Genomic DNA, 17,822 nt, shown 5'->3' with positions numbered 1-17,822 from the left:
AGGAGCACCATGGCACACGACGACGACTCGCAGGCTCTTGACAGGGCCTACCAGCCCTCTCCGGGGCTGGGTGTCGCAGTCAGCGATCCCGTGCAGAACCCCGGGCTTCCGCCGCATCGCGAGCGGATGACCGACAAGGACCCGCGCGCTGAGAAGGCCGCTGTCCGCACTGTCTACACGCTGTTCTACCTCTCCCTCGCCGGCAGCATTTGGGCGGTCGCCGCCTACATGCTGTTCCCGATCGAGAGCGGCGCGCTCATCGACATCCGGCAGAACAACCTCTTCATCGGTCTCGGCATCGCTCTCGCGCTGCTGGCCCTCGGCATCGGTGCCATCCACTGGTCCAAGGCGCTGATGTCCGACAAGGAGTTCATCGAGCACCGTCACCCCACCCGTGGCAAGGACTCGACGCGCGAGGCCGCCATCCAGGCGTTCGCCGACGCGAACGAGGAGTCCGGCTTCGGGCGCCGTGCGGTGATCCGCAACTCGCTGTTCGCCGCGCTCGTCGCCTCGATCATTCCCGGTGTCACGCTGTTCCGTGGCCTCGCACCGCACTCGACGCCGGAAGACCCCACCGCGGGTGACCCGGTCGTGCTGCTCAAGCACACGATGTGGGACAAGGGCGCCCGCCTGGTGCGCGACCCCGACGGCACCCCGATCCGCGCAGCGGACGTGACCCTTGGTTCCGCATTCCACGTGATCCCGGAAGAGCTCGCGACGCTCAGCCACAGCGACGGCTACCTCGAGGAGAAGGCCAAGGCCATCGTCCTGATGATGCGTCTGCGCCCCGAGCAGCTGATCGAGGCCGAGGACCGCAAGGACTGGTCCTACGACGGCATCGTCGCCTACTCCAAGGTCTGCACGCACGTCGGATGCCCTGTGGCTCTGTACGAGCAGCAGACCCACCACCTGCTGTGCCCGTGCCACCAGTCGCAGTTCGACGTCACGGACCACGCAAAGGTCATCTTCGGCCCGGCGGCACGTCCGCTGCCGCAGCTGCCCATCACCGTCGATGACGAGGGCTACCTGGTCGCACGCAGCGACTTCAAGGAACCCGTCGGCCCGAGCTTCTGGGAGCGCCATTGAGCACCGCAACGCTGTCCAAAGAGGACAAAGACACCAAAGCGCCGCTCGGCGGTCGCTTCGTCGGCGCCGCGTCGAACTACATCGATGAGCGCACCAGCCTCTCCGGCTTCGTCAAGGAGCTCGGACGCAAGATCTTCCCCGATCACTGGTCGTTCATGCTCGGCGAGATCGCTCTGTGGAGCTTCGTCGTCGTGTTCATCTCCGGCACCTTCCTGACGTTCTTCTTCCAGGCGTCCATGGTCGAGACCCACTACACCGGCGCGTACGCACCGATGCGTGGTATCGAGATGTCCGCGGCGCTCGAGTCGTCGCTGCACATCTCGTTCGACCTGCGAGGCGGCCTCCTGGTCCGTCAGATCCACCACTGGGCAGCGCTCGTGTTCATCGCCGGCATCGGCGTGCACATGCTCCGCGTGTACTTCACCGGTGCCTTCCGCAAGCCCCGCGAGCTGAACTGGGTGATCGGCTTCGTGCTGTTCGTCCTGGCGATGGCTGAGGGCTTCACCGGCTACTCGCTCCCCGACGACCTGCTCTCGGGCAACGGTCTGCGCATCATCGACGGCATGATCAAGGGCCTCCCCCTCATCGGCACGTGGACCTCGTTCCTGCTGTTCGGTGGAGAGTTCCCGGGTACCGACATCGTCGGACGCCTCTACACACTGCACATCCTGCTGTTGCCGATGCTCGTGATCGCGCTCATCGTCGTGCACCTGATGCTCATGATCATCAACAAGCACACGCAGTTCGCCGGCCCCGGCCGCACGAACGACAACGTCGTGGGCTACCCGATGATGCCGGTCTACATGTCCAAGATGGGCGGCTACCTGTTCATCGTGTTCGGCACCATCGTGCTGATAGCGACGTTCTTCCAGATCAACCCGATCTGGAACTACGGCCCGTACGACCCCTCCCCTGTCTCCGCCGGTACGCAGCCGGACTGGTACATCGGCTTCGCCGACGGCGCGTTGCGTCTGGCACCGTCGAACTGGGACATCGTGTTCCTCGACCACACCTGGTCGTTCGGAATCATCGCACCGGTCCTGGTACTCGGTCTCTTCATCGTCGCCGTCGCGATCTACCCCTTCCTCGAGGCGTGGCTCACCGGCGACAAGCGTGAGCACCACCTCGCACAGCGCCCCCGCAACGCGGCGACGCGCACGGCGATCGGTGTTGCCGGCGTCATCTTCTACGCCGTCCTGTGGGCTGCCGCATCCTCCGACCTCATCGCGACGCACTTCATGCTCACGATGGAGGGGGTCATCCACACCCTGCAGGCGCTGCTGTTCCTGGGCCCGATCCTCGGCTACTTCGTCACCAAGCGCATCTGCATCGCGCTGCAGAAGAAGGACCGCGAGATCGTGCTGCACGGCTTCGAGTCCGGGCGCATCGTCCGCCTCCCCGGCGGCGAGTTCATCGAGGTGCACCAGCCGGTCGACAAGTACGACCGCTGGAAGCTCATCGACGTCGACGGCTACGAGCCCCTCGTGGTCCGCCCGAATGCCAAGGGACGCATCCCGTGGACGGAGAACCTCCGTTCCTCGATCTCCCGCTGGTTCTTCGAGGACCGCCTCGCACCGCTCACGCAGGCCGAGGTCGAAGCCGCAGACGCGCACCAGAACCACGTCACGGCTCACAACGATGAGACCGAGGCCGCAGAGATCCAGGGCGCTCACGAGCGTGCAGGATTCCCCGACGCCCCGCTCACGGTCGATGAGACGCACGTCGACGAGACGCCGAACACGCCGAGCACGGTGATCGCCACCGAGCCGGTGAAGAAGCCTCGCAACAAGAAGTCGGAAGACGGCGAGTAGCCGCCACTCCCCTGCTGATGAAGGCCTCGTCCACACGGACGGGGCCTTCATCGTTATCCCTGCATGAAAGGATCGAACCACCATGTCATCCGTCGTCCAGCTGATCCGCGCCTCCGCCCTCGCCGATGCTCCTTACGCCTATGCCGCGACAGCGCCGACCGGTTCCCGGCTGATCTTCCTCGCCGGAGCGTGCCCGCTCAATGACGACGGGACGACTGCGGCGCCGGGCGACTACGCGGCTCAGGCGGCAAGATGTGTGGAGACGCTCAAGGCGGCACTCGACGTCGCCGGTGCGACCCTCACGGATGTCATCAGCACACGCGTGCTGGTGGCCTCCTCCGCACAGGCTGACCTCGTCACGGCCTGGGATGTGATTCATGCCGCTTTCGGCGCGCACGACGTCCCCAGCACGCTCCTGGGCGTCACCGTCCTCGGCTACGACCACCAGCTCGTGGAGATCGAAGCGATCGCCGCCGTCGCCGCAGACTGATCATGGAGATCCATCTGCGACCAGCTCGAGCGGACGATGCCGCAGCGACCGAACAGATCGAAACCGCGGCAGATGCCCTTCTCGTCGATCGCTTCGGCGCCGTCGACTGGCCTCCCCCGACTCCAGCCGACGACCGCGCGTCCTCTCCCGGGTTCGTCCTCGTAGCCGAGCACTCAGGAGACGCAACAGCCGCCCCTATGATCGTCGGGTTCGTACATGTCCTCGATCTCGACGGACACGCGCACCTCGAACAGCTTTCGGTACTCCCCGCGTTCGGTCGACGCGGCATCGGGCGTCAGCTCGTCGAGGGCGCACTTGCGGAAGCCCGCCGCCGCGGTCACTCCGAGATCACGCTCCGCACCTACGTCGACGTACCTTGGAATGCTCCGTTCTACGAGACCTGCGGCTTCATCACGACCGAGCCTCAGACGCCATTGCTCATCGGCCTCGTGCGGGTAGAAGAGGCTCTCGGGCTCTTCGAGTTCGGTCCACGAGTACAGATGACCGCCGAGCTGTGACGCTCAAGCGCTGACAGTCGGCGCGACGCAATGACGGCATTCGCATGCAGAGCGACGGAAATCCGCTGGGTAGGACGAACGCCTGCTGTTTAGGCTGAAGCCATGATCGATCGCACCGACTTCTACACGGCCAAGCTGACCTATGAGACCGACCCCAGCGATGTTCATGCCGCGCAGAAGGCCGGCGAGAACATCTTCGTCATCGACGTCCGGTCGGATGAGGCGTGGGCTCAAGGAAGGGTCGCCGGAGCCGTGCACATGCACTACAGCGAGATCGCCTCACGCGCGCCGATCGAAGTGCCAGCGGACGCGGAAGTCGTCGTCTACTGCTGGAGTCCTGGATGCAACGCGGGCGCGAAGGGTGCGCTCGAGTTCGCGCGTCTGGGATACAAGGTGCGAGAGATGATCGGCGGGTTCGAGTACTGGGTCCGCGAGGGTTATGCGGTCGAAGACGCCGACGGCACCCACCACCGTCCCGTGGATCCGCTGACCGGGATCGCCCGTATCCGCACTCGCGCCTGACCACGGCCCTCCCCTGCATACGAAGAAGGCCCTCGGACGAATCCGAGGGCCTTCTTCAATACAGCTGCGTCAGCGGGCGAAGTTGCCGCGGTAGTACTCGTACACCCAGCCGACGATCGCGACGACGAAGATCGCGATACCGATCGGGAGGAGGAAGTGCCCCACCGCGAGTCCGACCACGAAGACTCCGGCCGAGGCAGCGAGGACCATGGGCCACCAGGACCACGGGCTGAACTCGCCGAGCTCCGGGTCACCGTCATCGATGTCGGCGGTCAGGATGTCTTCGGGCAGCTCACCCTGCTGCGCCTTGTGCGTGCGATCGAGGTAGAACGCGATCATCGCTGCCATGAAGGCTGCGAAGAACAGCGCGACCGTGCCGACCCACTCGATCCGCATTGCGAAGTTGTCCGACGGCGTGGCAAGGATGTGCCAGCCCGTGTAGACGACGCCGACGAGGGCGAAGAAGGCCGTCAGGACCCACCAGAGAATGACGTTGTCGCGCATGACTTAGTGGGCCTCTCGCTCGCCGGGAGCCGTGGTCGCGAACTCGGCAGCCTCGGGATGATTCAGATCGAACGCGGGACGCTCGCTGCGGATGCGCGGGATCGACGTGAAGTTGTGTCGCGGCGGCGGGCACGATGTGGCCCACTCGAGCGATGCACCATAGCCCCACGGGTCGTTGACCGTGACCTTCGGAGCCTTGCGGGCCGTGATCCACACGTTCAGGAAGAACGGCAGCATCGAGGCACCGAGGATGATCGCACCGATCGTGGAGACCTGGTTCTGCCAGGTCCAGCCGTCAGCTTCCGAGTAGTCCGCGTAGCGACGCACCATGCCGTCGACACCCAGCCAGTGCTGAATGAGGAACGTCATGTGGAAACCGATGAACAGCAACCAGAAGTGCACGTAGCCGAGACGCTCGTTCAGCATGCGCCCTGTCCACTTCGGCCACCAGAAGTAGAAGCCGGCGAACATGGCGAACACCACGGTGCCGAACACCACGTAGTGGAAGTGGGCGACCACGAAGTACGAGTCGGAGAGCGCGAAGTCCAGCGGCGGGGCCGCGAGGATCACACCGGTCAGACCACCGAACACGAACGACACGAGGAAGCCGAGAGCGAAGACCATCGGTGTCTCGAACGTCACTGACCCTCGCCAGAGCGTGCCGATCCAGTTGAAGATCTTCACGCCTGTCGGCACAGCGATGAGCATCGTCATGAGCGCGAAGAACGGCAACAGCACCGAACCGGTGACGTACATGTGGTGAGCCCACACCGCGACGGAGAGCGCCGCGATGGCGATCGTCGCATAGACCAAGGTCTTATAACCGAAGATCGGCTTGCGGCTGAAGACCGGGAAGATCTCCGAGACGATGCCGAAGAACGGCAGCGCGATGATGTACACCTCAGGGTGCCCGAAGAACCAGAAGAGGTGCTGCCAGAGCAGGACGCCGCCGTTGGCCGGGTCGTAGATGTGAGCACCCAGGATGCGGTCTGCAGCAGCCGCGAAGATGGCCGCTGCCAGCACCGGGAACGCCATCAGGATGAGGAGGCTCGTGATGAGCGTGTTCCACGTGAAGATCGGCATGCGCCACATCGTCATGCCGGGAGCTCGCATGGTGATGATCGTGGTGATGAAGTTGACGGCACCGAGGATCGTTCCGAAACCCGAGATGCCGAGGCCGACCATCCAGAGGTTGCCACCCGCTCCCGGGGAGAACGATGCTCCTGCCAGAGGTTGATAGGCGAACCAACCGAAGGAAGCCGCACCCTGCGGGGTGAGGAAGCCGGCGACCGCGATCGTGGAGCCGAAGAGGAAGAGCCAGAAGGCGAAGGCGTTCAGACGCGGGAAGGCGACGTCAGGAGCACCGATCTGCAACGGCAGGATCGCATTGGCGAAGCCCGCGAACAGCGGTGTCGCGAACATCAGCAGCATGATCGTGCCGTGCATCGTGAACAGCTGGTTGTACTGCTCCTTCGTCGGGATGATCTGCATTCCCGGCGCGAACAGCTCGGCGCGGATGACGAGTGCCATCACACCGCCGAGCAGGAAGAACATCACCGACGCGATCAGATACATGTACCCGATGGTCTTGTGGTCAGTGGAGGTGATCCACTTGACGACGATGTTCCCCTTCTGCTCGACACGCGAGGAGCTCATGAGAGCGGCCTGGCGGGCGGGCAGAGCGTTGGGGCGCGACCCGGGGGTCTCGTCGGTACGGGGAGCTTCTGTGGTCGACATGACTTACTCCCCTCCTTCCTCGGTGTCGGTCTTCGGGGTTGTCCCAGGGAAGTTCGAGAGACGGTCGTAGGCTCCGGTGATGTCGCCGGTGTTGCCCTTCTCCTCGAGCGAGGCGAGGTAGGCGTCGTACTCAGCCTGCGAGACGACCTTCACGTTGAACAGCATCATCGAGTGATACTCACCGCAGAGCTCGGCGCACTTGCCGGCGTACTCTCCCTCACGCGTCGGGATGAACGACCAGGAGTTATCCTTCCCGATGAACATGTCCTTCTTGTAAAGGAAGTCGATGATCCAGAAGGAGTGGATGACGTCACGCGACTTCAGGTTGATCGTGACCTTCTGATCGACCGGGAGCACCAGCGTGGGCAGCGCAGCCTGGTCGATGTTGCCGTCCTTGTCGGGCTGAGCCTGGATACCCATCGTCCAGACGGCGTCGGAGTTGTCCTTCTGATCTCCGTCGTACTGGAAGTCCCACGCCCACTGCTTGGCGATCGCGGTGATCTCGACGTCGGGCTCGTCCCACTTGGCCTCGATCTCCGTCTGATCGCGAGCGGTGAAGAAGAACATCCCCAGCACGAGGATGAGCGGCACGATCGTGTAGAAGATCTCGATCGGCATGTTGTAGCGCATCTGCACCGGCAGGCCGGTCTGACCCTTGCGACGGCGGTAGGCGATCGCGGCCCAGGCCATCAGGCCCCAGGTGATGATGCCGACGGCCAGCAGCACGATCCAGGAGTTCACCCAGAGCGACGAGACGCGCTCGGTCTGATTGGTGGCTGCGGGGCCACCCTCCACGAAGCCCGGAAGAAAGCCGTTCAGCTCGGTGGGAGAACATCCCGCCAGGGCCAAGGCTGCCGCAACTCCCACGGGGAGGGCGGCCCAACGAAGGCTGCGTTTCGAGGGCACGATGCACCTTTCAGATCGCGAACAGAGCACACCCAAGTCTAGGGCAACCTCACACCTGATTCATGCCAACCACGCAGGTTCTGGAAGCGGAACGGCCGCCGTCACCAGTGGTGACGGCGGCCGTGACCGCAGAAGCGAGGGTCAGTGGAAGCTGTCGCCGCAGGCGCAGCTGCCCGCCGCATTGGGGTTGTCGATCGTGAACCCCTGCTCGGAGATCGTGTCCTTGAAGTCGATCGCCGCGCCGTCGAGGTACGGAACACTCATGTTGTCGATGATCACCTCGACGCCGTCGAAGTCGACCGTCTCGTCGCCCTCGAGGTAGCGCTCGTCGAAGTACAGCTGGTAGATCAGGCCAGAGCACCCGCCGGGCTGCACGGCGACGCGCAGACGAAGATCTTCGCGCCCCTCCTGCTCGAGAAGGTTCTTCACCTTCGTGGCGGCAGCATCGGTCAGGGTGACGCCGTGTGCGCGGGTGGTCTCCGGGGAGAGTGTGGTGTCGCTCATGTCGCTCCTTGTGACGGGCCGCAGGTGCACGGCTTCTCGGACGATTCTACCGCCGCGGATCCTGTGAGGCTCAGAGTTCTGTGGCATTCATTCGAGTGAGCAGCAACGCCTCGGTCGCGACCGCATGGCGGAAGGTGTCGAGGTGGAGCGACTCGTTGGGACTGTGAGCCCGCGAATGAGGGTCTTCCACCCCGGTGACCAGGATCTGCGCGGTCGGGAACTCCCGCACGAGATCGGCGATGAACGGGATCGAACCGCCCACTCCCAGGTCGATGGGCGGGACTCCGTAGCCGTCGCGCATCGCGTCGCGGGTCAACGCCACCGCCCATCCGCTGGTATCGACCAGGAAGCCGTCGCCGAGGTCGACGTCCGAGAAGGTGAGCTCTGCTCCGAACGGCACGTGCGCGCGAAGGTGGCTCTCGAGCGCCTCGTACGCATCCTTCCCGGTCTGCCCCGGGGCGACGCGAGCGCTGATCACGACCGTGGCTTCAGGAAGCAGCGTGTTCGAGGCCGCGGCGACGCTCGTGGCATCGATACCGATCACGGTCACCGACGGCTTGTTCCAGATCCGGCTGAGAATCGTCCCGTCGCCGATCGGTGTGGTGGCGGGCAGCAATCCCGCCTCGTCGCGAAGCGTCGCCTCGGTGTAGTCGGGGGTGGGGGCATCGCGCTCGGTCATTCCCTCGACGGCGACCGAGCCGTCGGCGTTCCACAGGGTGGACAGCAGCGTGACCGTCGCCATCATCGCGTCGGGCACCGCGCCTCCGAACATTCCGGAGTGGGAGGCGTGATCGAGCGTGCGCACGCGCATCGTGAATCGCGCGTTGCCTCGAAGGGAGACGGTGAGGCCCGGCGTGGCGGAATCCCAGTTGCCGGAGTCCGCCACGACGATGGCATCGGCCCGCAGCGCTTCCTTGTTGTCGGAGAGGAACTGGGCGAACGAACGGGACCCGTACTCCTCCTCGCCTTCGATGAACATCGCGATGCCGAGGTCGAGGTCGTCGCCGAGAACCTCGCTCACCGCACGGATCGACGCGATGTGCGCCATGATCCCGGCCTTGTCATCCGCCGCGCCGCGCCCGTAGAGGCGGCCATCTCGCACCGTCGGTTCGAACGGCGGTGTCTCCCACAGCCCGTCCTCCCCCGGAGGCTGCACGTCGTGGTGCGCGTAGAGGAGGATCGTCGGCTTGCCGTTGCGGGCCTTGCGCGTTGCGAGAACGGCCGGCTGTCCCTGCTCGTCGGTGCCGGGGATCCCGGAACGAAGCACTCGGACCTCGTCGAATACTCCGGTGCCCGCTGCCAACTCCGCGACGGCTTCGGCGCTGCGCTCCAGTTGGGTCTGATCGAACGCCGGCCAGGCCATCCCGGGGATGCGCACGAGGTGGCCGAGATCGGACAGCGCTGACGGGATACCGGTGGCTACGGCCTCGAGGACGGCGTCGTCGGAGTCACTGGGAAGAACAGGAGAGGTCATGCGAGTAATCTTAAGGTGATCTCCCGTCAGCGAACCGAGGAACTCCGTGGCCATTACCCCTGCCTCCCCATCGACGAACGACGACGCCTCCGAGACGTCGGCAAGCGGCAAGGGGCGCGCGACGCCGACTCGTGCTGAGCAGGAAGCAGCCCGCCGCCGCCCCCTCGTCGCCAACACGAAGGAAGCGAAGGCCGCCGCCAAAGCCGACCTCAACGAGCGCCGCGCCAAAGCACAGGCCGGCATGGCTGCCGGCGAGGAGAAGTACCTCCCGGTCCGCGACAAGGGTCCGCAGCGCCGTTGGGTGCGCGACTACGTCGACGCGGGCTGGCACCCGGCCGAGTTCGTGATGGGCGTCATGGTGCTCGTCATCCTCGCCTCGCTCGTGCCGGCAAGCTCTGTCATCTCGTTCTACGCCTACATCGTGATGATGGGGTACTTGGTGATCGCCATCGGAGGCATGGTCCTGCTCGGCATGCGGGTCAAGCGCAAGGTCGCGGCGAAGTTCGGCAAGGATCGCCTCGAGCGCGGCCTCGGCTGGTATGCCGCGATGCGCGCCCTGCAGATGCGTTTCATGCGCCTTCCGAAGCCGCAGGTCAAGCGCGGACAGTACCCCGACTGACCAGTCCCCTGTTGATCTCGCGACCCCAGAACGGGCCGCGGTACAGGAAAGCGGTGTAGCCCTGAACCAGGGTCGCACCGGCATCGAGGCGTTCCTGAACGTCGGCCGGAGTCTCGACCCCGCCGACCGCGATCACGCAGAAGTCTGCCGGCACCGCTTCGCGCACGACTCGGAGGACTTCGAGCGAGCGCTCCTTCAACGGCGCGCCGGAAAGCCCGCCTGCTCCTGCTGCCTCGACCGTCGCAGCATCGGTGAGCAGGCCGTCTCGGCTGATCGTGGTGTTGTGCGCGATGATGCCCGCGAGCCCCTCGGCCACAGCCATCTTCGCGATCGCCGAGATCTCCTCGTCGGGAAGATCGGGCGCGATCTTGACCAGCAGCGGGGTGGTCCCTGAGGCTTCGCGAACGGCGCGAAGCAGCGGCGCTAGCGTCTCCACGGCCTGCAGGCCACGCAGGCCCGGGGTGTTCGGGGATGACACGTTCACTGCCAGATAGTCGGCAAGAGGGGCGAGTCGGGTCGCTGAGGCCACATAGTCTGCGGTCGCGTTCTCGACCTCGACCACCCGGCTCTTCCCGATGTTGACACCGATCACCGTGTCAGGAGCGCCCCGACGAAGCCGGGCGAGACGACGAGCCGCTGCATCTGCGCCGGCATTGTTGAAGCCCATCCGGTTGATGACTGCACGATCCGCGATCAGACGGAAAAGACGCGGCTTCGGGTTTCCCTCCTGAGGGACCGCCGTCACCGTGCCGACCTCCACATGCCCGAAGCCGAGGGCGGCGAGACCGCGCACACCGACCGCGTTCTTGTCGAAACCCGCGGCCACGCCGAACGGCGAGGGGAACGTGAGCCCGAGCGTCTCCACCCGGAGCGAAGGGTCGGGGCGAGTGACCGCCCGCGTCGCCCAGGAGAACGGGGGCGTGCCGAGCACGCGGATCACCGCCATACCTGCATGGTGGGCGAACTCGGGGTCGAAGCGCGAGAGGACAGCGCGGAAGAGCAGCGGATACATCACTGCAAGATTACCGGTCCTCGGACTCCCGCTTCGTGTGGTCGGCCCGCAGATCGGTGATCGCGGCCTCGAAATCCTCGAGCGAGTCGAACGCCTGGTAGACGCTGGCGAATCGTAGGAACGCGACCTCATCGAGCTCTCGCAGCGGACCGAGGATCGCAAGGCCGATCTCGTTCGTGTCGAGCTGCGAGACACCGGTCTGCCGAACAGCCTCCTCGACGCGCTGCGCGAGCACGGCGAGGTCACCCTCGGTCACCGGGCGACCCTGACAGGCCTTCCGCACACCGGTGATGACTTTCTCCCGGCTGAACGGCTCCATCACACCAGAACGTTTGATGACGTTGAGGCTGGCAGTCTCGGTGGTCGTGAAACGACCCCCACACTCCGGGCACTGACGGCGCCGTCTGATCGAGAGCCCGTCGTCGCTGGTGCGCGAATCGATGACGCGAGAGTCGGAGTGACGACAGAAGGGGCAGTGCATCTGACCGATCCTACGCGGTGAAACGGGCCTCGATCGCCTCGCCGTGCGCAGGGAGCACCTCGGTGTTCGCGAGGGCGACCACGCCGGCGCGCACGGCTGCAAGCGCAGCCCTGTCGTAGGAGATCACCTGCTGCGGGCGGAGGAATGTGTACGAACCGAGACCGGGAGCGTAGCGGGCCTGTCCCCCGGTGGGCAGCACGTGGTTGCTGCCGGCCATGTAGTCGCCGAGGCTGACCGGGGTCTGATCGCCGACGAACACGGCCCCGGCACTCGTGAAGGCCGATGCCGCTTCTTCGGCATCGACGAGGTGCAGTTCGAGGTGCTCCGGCGCGTAGGCGTTGCTGAACGCGGTCGCCATGATGCGGTCATCGACGAGCACGATCGCCGACTGCGGTCCGGACAAGGCGGCGGCCACGCGCTCGCTGTGCCTGGTGACGGCGGCGAGCCGTTCCACCTCGACGGCGACCAGTTCGGCGACCTGCACCGCATCGGTGACCAGAACTGCAGATGCCTGTTCGTCGTGCTCGGCCTGGCTGACGAGGTCGGCCGCGATGAGACGAGGATCAGCTGCGGCGTCGGCCACGACCAGGATCTCCGTCGCCCCCGCTTCTGAGTCCGTTCCGACGACTCCGGCCACTGCACGCTTGGCCGAGGCGACGTAGTTGTTTCCAGGACCGGACACGACATCGACCGGGTCGAGGCCGAGCGACGGGACACCGTGCGCGAACGCGCCGATCGCTCCGGCTCCGCCCATCGCGTACACCTCGGTGACGCCCAGCAGTCCAGCCGCCGCGAGGATCGTCGGGTGGATCCGTCCGCCCTGATCGGCTTGCGGGGGTGAGGCCAGCGCGATCTGCTCCACACCGGCGACCTGCGCAGGGACGACGTTCATGATCACGCTGGACGGATAGACCGCCTTGCCTCCGGGGATGTAGACCCCGACACGGTGCACCGGCTGCCAGCGCTGCGTGATGACGGCGCCGTCGCCGATCCGGGTCACCTGCGTGGCGGGTACCTGTGCGGCAGAGGCGAGCCTCACACGGCGGATCGCCTCCTCGAGCGCGCTCCGAACCTCAGGAGCGAGTTCGGTCAGCGCCTCGGTGATGTGCTCGGCGGGAATCCGCACGGCGTGGTCCGAGACCGCGTCGAAGCGTTCCGCCTGCTCGCGCAGGGCGGCTTCGCCGCGCTCTCGCACGTCCTCGACGATACGTGCCGCGGTGTCGAGCGCCTCGGCGCGGGCCTGCGTGGCCCGCGGCACGGCAGCGAGCATGTCTGCGGGCGAGAGCTCTCGCCCTCGCAGATCGATCGTGCGCATTTCAGCCCTTCGTGATGTCGGAGATGTCGTGGAGGTAACCGATCCGTCCGTCATCATGTCGGACGACGAACGCACCCCCTCGGTCTTCGATCACGAGCGCCCAGGCATTCGGGCCGATGCGGAACAGCGGTTCGCCGCGCTCGTCATGGACGTCGCGCTCTGACGGCGCGAGAATCCAGAACGGCTGGGCAACCGGAGCTGCCTCCCGTGGGTTCGTCGCGTCGAGGTCAGCGTCCGCGAGTCGCTCCTCGAGGAGGGGGTCGGCATCATCTGCGACACCGGCGGTCTCATAGGTCGCCGCGGTCTCCAGCAGCGACTCGATGCTTCCGGTATCCGAGACGATCTCCGGCTCCTGTCCACGGGAGCGTCGGGAGTACGTGGGCACGTACTCCTCGTCGGATACGCCTTGCTCAGTGCCGATCCCTCCGCCCGAGGCGTGCGCTGTGAGCGGCACCTGCTCGGCCAGGTCGAAACGTGCGATCTCGTCGGTCGCCTGTCGGTTCGAGTCATCGATGTCGAGGTGTGCGACCGGAGGAAGCACGGAAGTGTCCACGGTGACGTCCGTCGGTTCTTCGACGCTCAATGCGGGTTCTTCGACGCTCGATGCGGGATCTTCGACGACGGGTGCAACCGCGGGCTCCGGACGCGGCCGGGCGATGACGGGGCGCACGGGATTGGCGTTGCGGTGGGCGAGAGTCACGAGACGACCGTGGAAGTCATCCTTCAGCCCGGGAATGATCGGGGCGAACACCGTGAGAGCGACGAGGGCCAGCGACGTGACGACCATCGCGACCCCGTTCCACGGGAGGCTCCAGTGTCCGGTGGAGATCAAGGCTGAGATCGCGAGCCACAGGCTCCCGGCCCAGACGACGGCGGACACGGAGAACGCGACCGAGGCGAACTGGTCGATGCCCAGTGAGCCGACTCTCCTGATGCCATCGGGCGAGAAACGGCGCAGGATCAGGAGGAACACCGCGACAGTCGGCAACGCCACCGGAAGGACCCACTGGATGCCCACGCCCCACAGCGAGAGGTCGCCGATCAGCGGGAAGAAGGAGAAGACGAACGACAGCACCCAGACGCCGACGATGAGCAGCTCACGCAGCGTGAATCCGAGGATGCCGAACTCAGGGGTTACCTCTTCGTCGTAGAGGACGCCGTCCTCGTCGCTGAAAACCGTGTCTTCCGGCTCCGCTTCGGGAAGATCCGTGCTCATGGGGTAGGTCCTTTCGTCACAGTGCTCGACGCGGGATCGTCGTTCTGCCGACGGCTCACGATCCTACCCGCTCACCCCAGACAGGTGGGTCCGAGCAGTGACTTGAGGTCACCGAACAAGTCGGCGGAGACCTTGACCGGCATCGGCACCTCGAAGACCTTCGCTGTTCCGCCGCGGTGCACGCGAAGCAGCACCTCGGTGTCGCCGTTGTGTCGGCGCAGTACCTCGGCGAGCTCCATCATCACCCGCTCGGTCGCACGCTGCTCCGCGAGCACCAGCGCCAGCGGACCGGCGGCGTCGAAGGATCCGACGTCGGGAGAGAACGCCGACTGGGCATGAAGGTTGAGCCCGTCATCACGTCGGGACACGCGGCCACGTACTGCGAGGATCGCATCCTGCTGCAGGGTGTGTTGGAACTCGGTATAGGTCTTGCCCATGAACATCACGGTGACCTCACCGTTGAAGTCCTCGACAGTGATCATGCCGTAGGGATTGCCGCTGGCCTTGGCGACGCGGTGCTGCACGCTGGTCACGAGACCGGCCACCGTCACCTGGTCGCCATCTTGCATGTCTTCGGAGTTGTTCAAGTCATGGATCGAGATCGATGCATGCTTCGCGAGCGGGACCTCGAGCCCCGCGAGCGGGTGGTCCGACACGTAGAGGCCGAGCATCTCTCGCTCGAACGCGAGCTTGTCCTTCTTGATCCACTCAGGACGGGCGGGAACCTTGGCGGGTGCCGCTTCTTCCATGCCCTCGTAGAGGCTGTCGAAGTCGAACCCGATGGCGCCTTGGGCCTCGTTGCGCTTGCGATCGACGGCCGCCTCGACCGCGTCTTCATGCACCTCCATGAGCGCCCGACGCGAATCTCCCATCGAGTCGAAAGCTCCGGCTTTGATCAGCGACTCGACGGTGCGCTTGTTCGACACGTGCAGCGGCACCTTGTCGAGGAAGTGATGGAACGAGGTGAAGCGCTCGTCCTTGCGGGACTGGACGATCCCCTCGACCACGTTGCTGCCGACGTTGCGCACGGCCCCGAGACCGAAGCGGATGTCGTCGCCGACTGCGGCGAAGAAGTTGATCGATTCGGACACGTCGGGCGGCAGCACCTTGATGCCCATGCGGCGGCACTCGTTCAGATACAGCGCCATCTTGTCTTTGGAGTCGCCCACGCTGGTGAGCAGCGCCGCCATGTACTCGGCGGGGTAATGCGCTTTGAGGTAGGCCGTCCAATACGAGACCACCCCGTACGCGGCCGAGTGCGCCTTGTTGAAGGCATAGTCGGAGAACGGCAGCAGGATCTCCCAGAGCGCGTTGACAGCGCCGTCGGAGTATCCGTTCGCGTGCATGCCGCTCTGGAAACCCGCGAACTGCTTGTCCAGCTCGGACTTCTTCTTCTTACCCATCGCTCGACGAAGGATGTCGGCTTGTCCGAGCGAGAACCCGGCAACGCGCTGGGCGATGGCCATGACCTGCTCCTGATAGATGATCAGACCGTACGACTCCTCGAGGATGTCGGCGAGCGACTCTGTGAACTCGGGGTGGATCGGGGTGATCGGCTGCAGGCCGTTCTTTCGGAGCGCGTAGTTCGTGTGCGAGTTCGCGCCCATGGGGCCAGGACGGTACAGCGCGATGAGGGCCGAGATGTCACCGAAGTTGTCGGGCTTCATGAGGCGCATGAGGGAGCGCATCGGCCCGCCATCGAGCTGGAACACCCCGAGCGACTCACCACGGCCGAGGAGATCGTAGGCGCCGCGGTCGTCGAGTTCGAGGTGCTCGAGGTCGAGTTCTTCACCCCGGTTCATCCGGATGTTGTCGAGCGCGTCGGAGATGATCGTGAGGTTTCGGAGCCCCAGGAAGTCCATCTTGATCAGACCGAGCGACTCGCACGACGGGTAGTCGAACTGCGTGACGATCTGGCCGTCCTGCTCGCGCTTCATGATCGGGATGATGTCGAGCAGCGGATCGGAAGACATGATCACACCGGCGGCGTGCACACCCCATTGGCGCTTCAGTCCCTCGAGACCGAGAGCGCGGTCGAAGACCGTCTTCGCCTCGGGATCGGTGTCGATCAGGGCACGGAACTCGCTCGCCTCTTTGTAGCGAGGATGGGCCGAGTCGAACATGCCGTCGAGGGGCATGTCCTTGCCCATCACGGGCGGCGGCATCGCCTTGGTGAGCCGCTCCCCCATGCTGAACGGGAACCCGAGCACACGGCCGGCGTCCTTCAGCGCCTGCTTGGACTTGATGGTGCCGTAGGTGACGATCTGGGCGACGCGCTCCGAGCCGTACTTCTCCGTGACGTAGTCGATGACCTCGCCGCGGCGACGATCATCGAAGTCGACGTCGAAGTCGGGCATCGAGACACGATCGGGGTTGAGGAACCGCTCGAAGATCAGGCCGTGCTCGAGCGGGTCGAGATCGGTGATCTTCATCGCATACGCGACCATGGAACCGGCACCGGAGCCACGGCCAGGACCGACGCGGATGCCGTTGTCCTTGGCCCAGTTGATGAAGTCCGCGACGACGAGGAAGTAGCCGGGGAAGCCCATCTGCAGGATGATCCCGGTCTCGTACTCGGCCTGCTTGCGCACCTTGTCGGGGATGCCGCCGGGATACCGGTAGTGGAGGCCCGTCTCGACCTCTTTGATGAGCCAGCTGTCTTCGGTCTCGCCGTCGGGCACGGGGAACCGCGGCATGTAGTTCGCCGCAGTGTTGAACTCGACTTCGCAACGCTCTGCGATCAGCAGCGTGTTGTCACATGCCTCGGGGTGGTCGCGGAACAGCTGCCGCATCTCGGCGGCCGTCTTGATGTAGTAGCCGTCGCCGTCGAACTTGAACCGGTTGGGGTCGTCCATCGTCGACCCGGACTGCACGCACAGCAGGGCCTCGTGGGCATCGGCCTCGTGCTGGTGGGTGTAGTGCGAGTCGTTGGTGGCGACGAGCGGGATGTTCAGATCCTTCGCGAGGCGGAGGAGGTCTGTCATCACCCGTCGCTCGATCGAGAGACCGTGGTCCATGATCTCGGCGAAGTAGTTCTCCTTGCCGAAGATGTCCTGGAACTCCGCTGCGGCCGCTCGCGCGGCGTCGTACTGACCCAGCCGGAGCCGTGTCTGCACTTCGCCCGACGGGCACCCCGTCGTGGCGATGATCCCCTTGCCGTAGGTCTGGAGCAGCTCGCGGTCCATTCGGGGCTTGAAGTAGTAGCCTTCAAGGCTCGACCGGGAACTGATCCGGAAGAGGTTGTGCATGCCTTCGGTGCTCTGGCTCCACATGGTCATGTGCGTGTACGCACCGGAACCGGAGACGTCGTCGCTCTTCTGATCGGGCGAACCCCACTGCACACGCGTCTTGTCGCTGCGGTGTGTGCCGGGCGTCATGTACGCCTCGAGGCCGATGATCGGCTTGACGCCCGCAGCATTGGCGGCTTTGTAGAACTCGAAGGCAGCGAAAGTGTTGCCATGATCGGTCACAGCGATGGCAGGCATGCCGTAGTCGGCAGCCGCCTGTGTCATCGCGCTGATCTTCGCAGCACCGTCGAGCATCGAGTACTCGCTGTGCACATGCAGGTGGACGAAGGAGTCGGATGCCATGCCTTCGAGTCTACGGCGGAGCCCCGACACCGGAGGT

Annotated in this window: 16 protein-coding genes; 6 read left to right on the top strand and 10 right to left on the bottom strand. The window is 65.2% G+C overall.

Features of this window, described 5'->3' with window-relative positions; all coding sequences use genetic code 11:
- The first annotated feature begins 9 nt into the window (after positions 1-9).
- From CQ040_RS05925 to CQ040_RS05905, 5 genes are all read left to right on the top strand, one after another.
- Positions 10-1,086 (top strand): ubiquinol-cytochrome c reductase iron-sulfur subunit, encoded by a 1,077-nt coding sequence (locus CQ040_RS05925; protein ID WP_105525736.1) that lies wholly within the window; start codon positions 10-12, stop codon positions 1,084-1,086.
- On the top strand, positions 1,083-2,897 hold the full coding sequence (locus tag CQ040_RS05920) for a cytochrome bc complex cytochrome b subunit (protein ID WP_028501542.1): 1,815 nt from the start codon (positions 1,083-1,085) through the stop codon (positions 2,895-2,897). Before CQ040_RS05925 ends, CQ040_RS05920 begins: the two co-directional genes overlap by 4 nt.
- Positions 2,898-2,979: 82 nt before the next feature.
- A complete protein-coding gene (locus tag CQ040_RS05915; protein WP_105525735.1) occupies positions 2,980-3,387 on the top strand; it encodes a RidA family protein in 408 nt (135 codons plus the stop codon).
- Between the two features lie 2 nt (positions 3,388-3,389).
- Positions 3,390-3,905 (top strand): GNAT family N-acetyltransferase, encoded by a 516-nt coding sequence (locus CQ040_RS05910; RefSeq protein WP_105525734.1) that lies wholly within the window; start codon positions 3,390-3,392, stop codon positions 3,903-3,905.
- 102 nt (positions 3,906-4,007) lie between these two features.
- Entirely contained in the window at positions 4,008-4,427 is a 420-nt protein-coding gene (locus CQ040_RS05905; protein ID WP_105525733.1) for a rhodanese-like domain-containing protein, read from the top strand.
- 69 nt (positions 4,428-4,496) lie between these two features.
- On the opposite strand, the gene CQ040_RS05900 is transcribed toward CQ040_RS05905, so the two are convergent.
- From CQ040_RS05900 to CQ040_RS05880, 5 genes are all read right to left on the bottom strand, one after another.
- The gene (locus CQ040_RS05900) at positions 4,497-4,931 is read right to left on the bottom strand and encodes a cytochrome c oxidase subunit 4 (RefSeq protein ID WP_028501538.1); all 435 of its coding nucleotides are present in this window, start codon (positions 4,929-4,931) and stop codon (positions 4,497-4,499) included.
- A 3-nt stretch (positions 4,932-4,934) separates the two neighbouring features.
- On the bottom strand, positions 4,935-6,668 hold the full coding sequence (gene ctaD / locus CQ040_RS05895) for a cytochrome c oxidase subunit I (RefSeq protein WP_181156717.1): 1,734 nt from the start codon (positions 6,666-6,668) through the stop codon (positions 4,935-4,937).
- 3 nt (positions 6,669-6,671) lie between these two features.
- Positions 6,672-7,574: a cytochrome c oxidase subunit II gene (gene coxB / locus CQ040_RS05890; protein ID WP_105525732.1), complete on the bottom strand. Its 903-nt coding sequence runs from the start codon at positions 7,572-7,574 to the stop codon at positions 6,672-6,674.
- A gap of 141 nt (positions 7,575-7,715) precedes the next feature.
- Positions 7,716-8,078, bottom strand: a complete 363-nt coding sequence (gene erpA, locus CQ040_RS05885; RefSeq protein WP_028501535.1) for an iron-sulfur cluster insertion protein ErpA — start codon at positions 8,076-8,078, stop codon at positions 7,716-7,718.
- A 70-nt stretch (positions 8,079-8,148) separates the two neighbouring features.
- Positions 8,149-9,552: a dipeptidase gene (locus CQ040_RS05880; protein ID WP_105525731.1), complete on the bottom strand. Its 1,404-nt coding sequence runs from the start codon at positions 9,550-9,552 to the stop codon at positions 8,149-8,151.
- Between the two features lie 46 nt (positions 9,553-9,598).
- Here CQ040_RS05880 and CQ040_RS05875 point away from each other — a divergent pair, with 46 nt between their 5' ends.
- Complete coding sequence (locus tag CQ040_RS05875; protein WP_105525730.1) at positions 9,599-10,171, top strand: DUF3043 domain-containing protein; 573 nt, start codon at positions 9,599-9,601, stop codon at positions 10,169-10,171.
- On the opposite strand, the gene CQ040_RS05870 is transcribed toward CQ040_RS05875, so the two are convergent.
- The 5 genes from CQ040_RS05870 to dnaE form a co-directional block, all read right to left on the bottom strand.
- Positions 10,146-11,183: a quinone-dependent dihydroorotate dehydrogenase gene (locus CQ040_RS05870; RefSeq protein ID WP_105525729.1), complete on the bottom strand. Its 1,038-nt coding sequence runs from the start codon at positions 11,181-11,183 to the stop codon at positions 10,146-10,148. The genes CQ040_RS05875 and CQ040_RS05870 overlap by 26 nt on opposite strands.
- A gap of 10 nt (positions 11,184-11,193) precedes the next feature.
- Positions 11,194-11,664, bottom strand: coding sequence for a transcriptional regulator NrdR (nrdR, locus tag CQ040_RS05865; protein ID WP_028501531.1), 471 nt, complete (start codon positions 11,662-11,664; stop codon positions 11,194-11,196).
- Positions 11,665-11,674: 10 nt separating this feature from the next.
- Positions 11,675-12,979 carry a histidinol dehydrogenase gene (hisD, locus tag CQ040_RS05860; protein WP_105525728.1) on the bottom strand — a complete coding sequence of 435 codons (1,305 nt, stop codon included), beginning with the start codon at positions 12,977-12,979 and terminating at the stop codon, positions 11,675-11,677.
- Between the two features lies 1 nt (position 12,980).
- The gene (locus CQ040_RS05855) at positions 12,981-14,195 is read right to left on the bottom strand and encodes a hypothetical protein (RefSeq protein WP_105525727.1); all 1,215 of its coding nucleotides are present in this window, start codon (positions 14,193-14,195) and stop codon (positions 12,981-12,983) included.
- 71 nt (positions 14,196-14,266) lie between these two features.
- Positions 14,267-17,785, bottom strand: a complete 3,519-nt coding sequence (gene dnaE / locus CQ040_RS05850) for a DNA polymerase III subunit alpha (protein ID WP_028501528.1) — start codon at positions 17,783-17,785, stop codon at positions 14,267-14,269.
- Between the last annotated feature and the right edge of the window lie 37 nt (positions 17,786-17,822).

This window comes from Microbacterium sp. MYb54 (genome assembly GCF_002979515.1).
Classification (GTDB): domain Bacteria; phylum Actinomycetota; class Actinomycetes; order Actinomycetales; family Microbacteriaceae; genus Microbacterium.
Note: the sequence above shows the minus strand (reverse complement) of the source record. Positions and strands in the feature narration are given on the sequence as shown.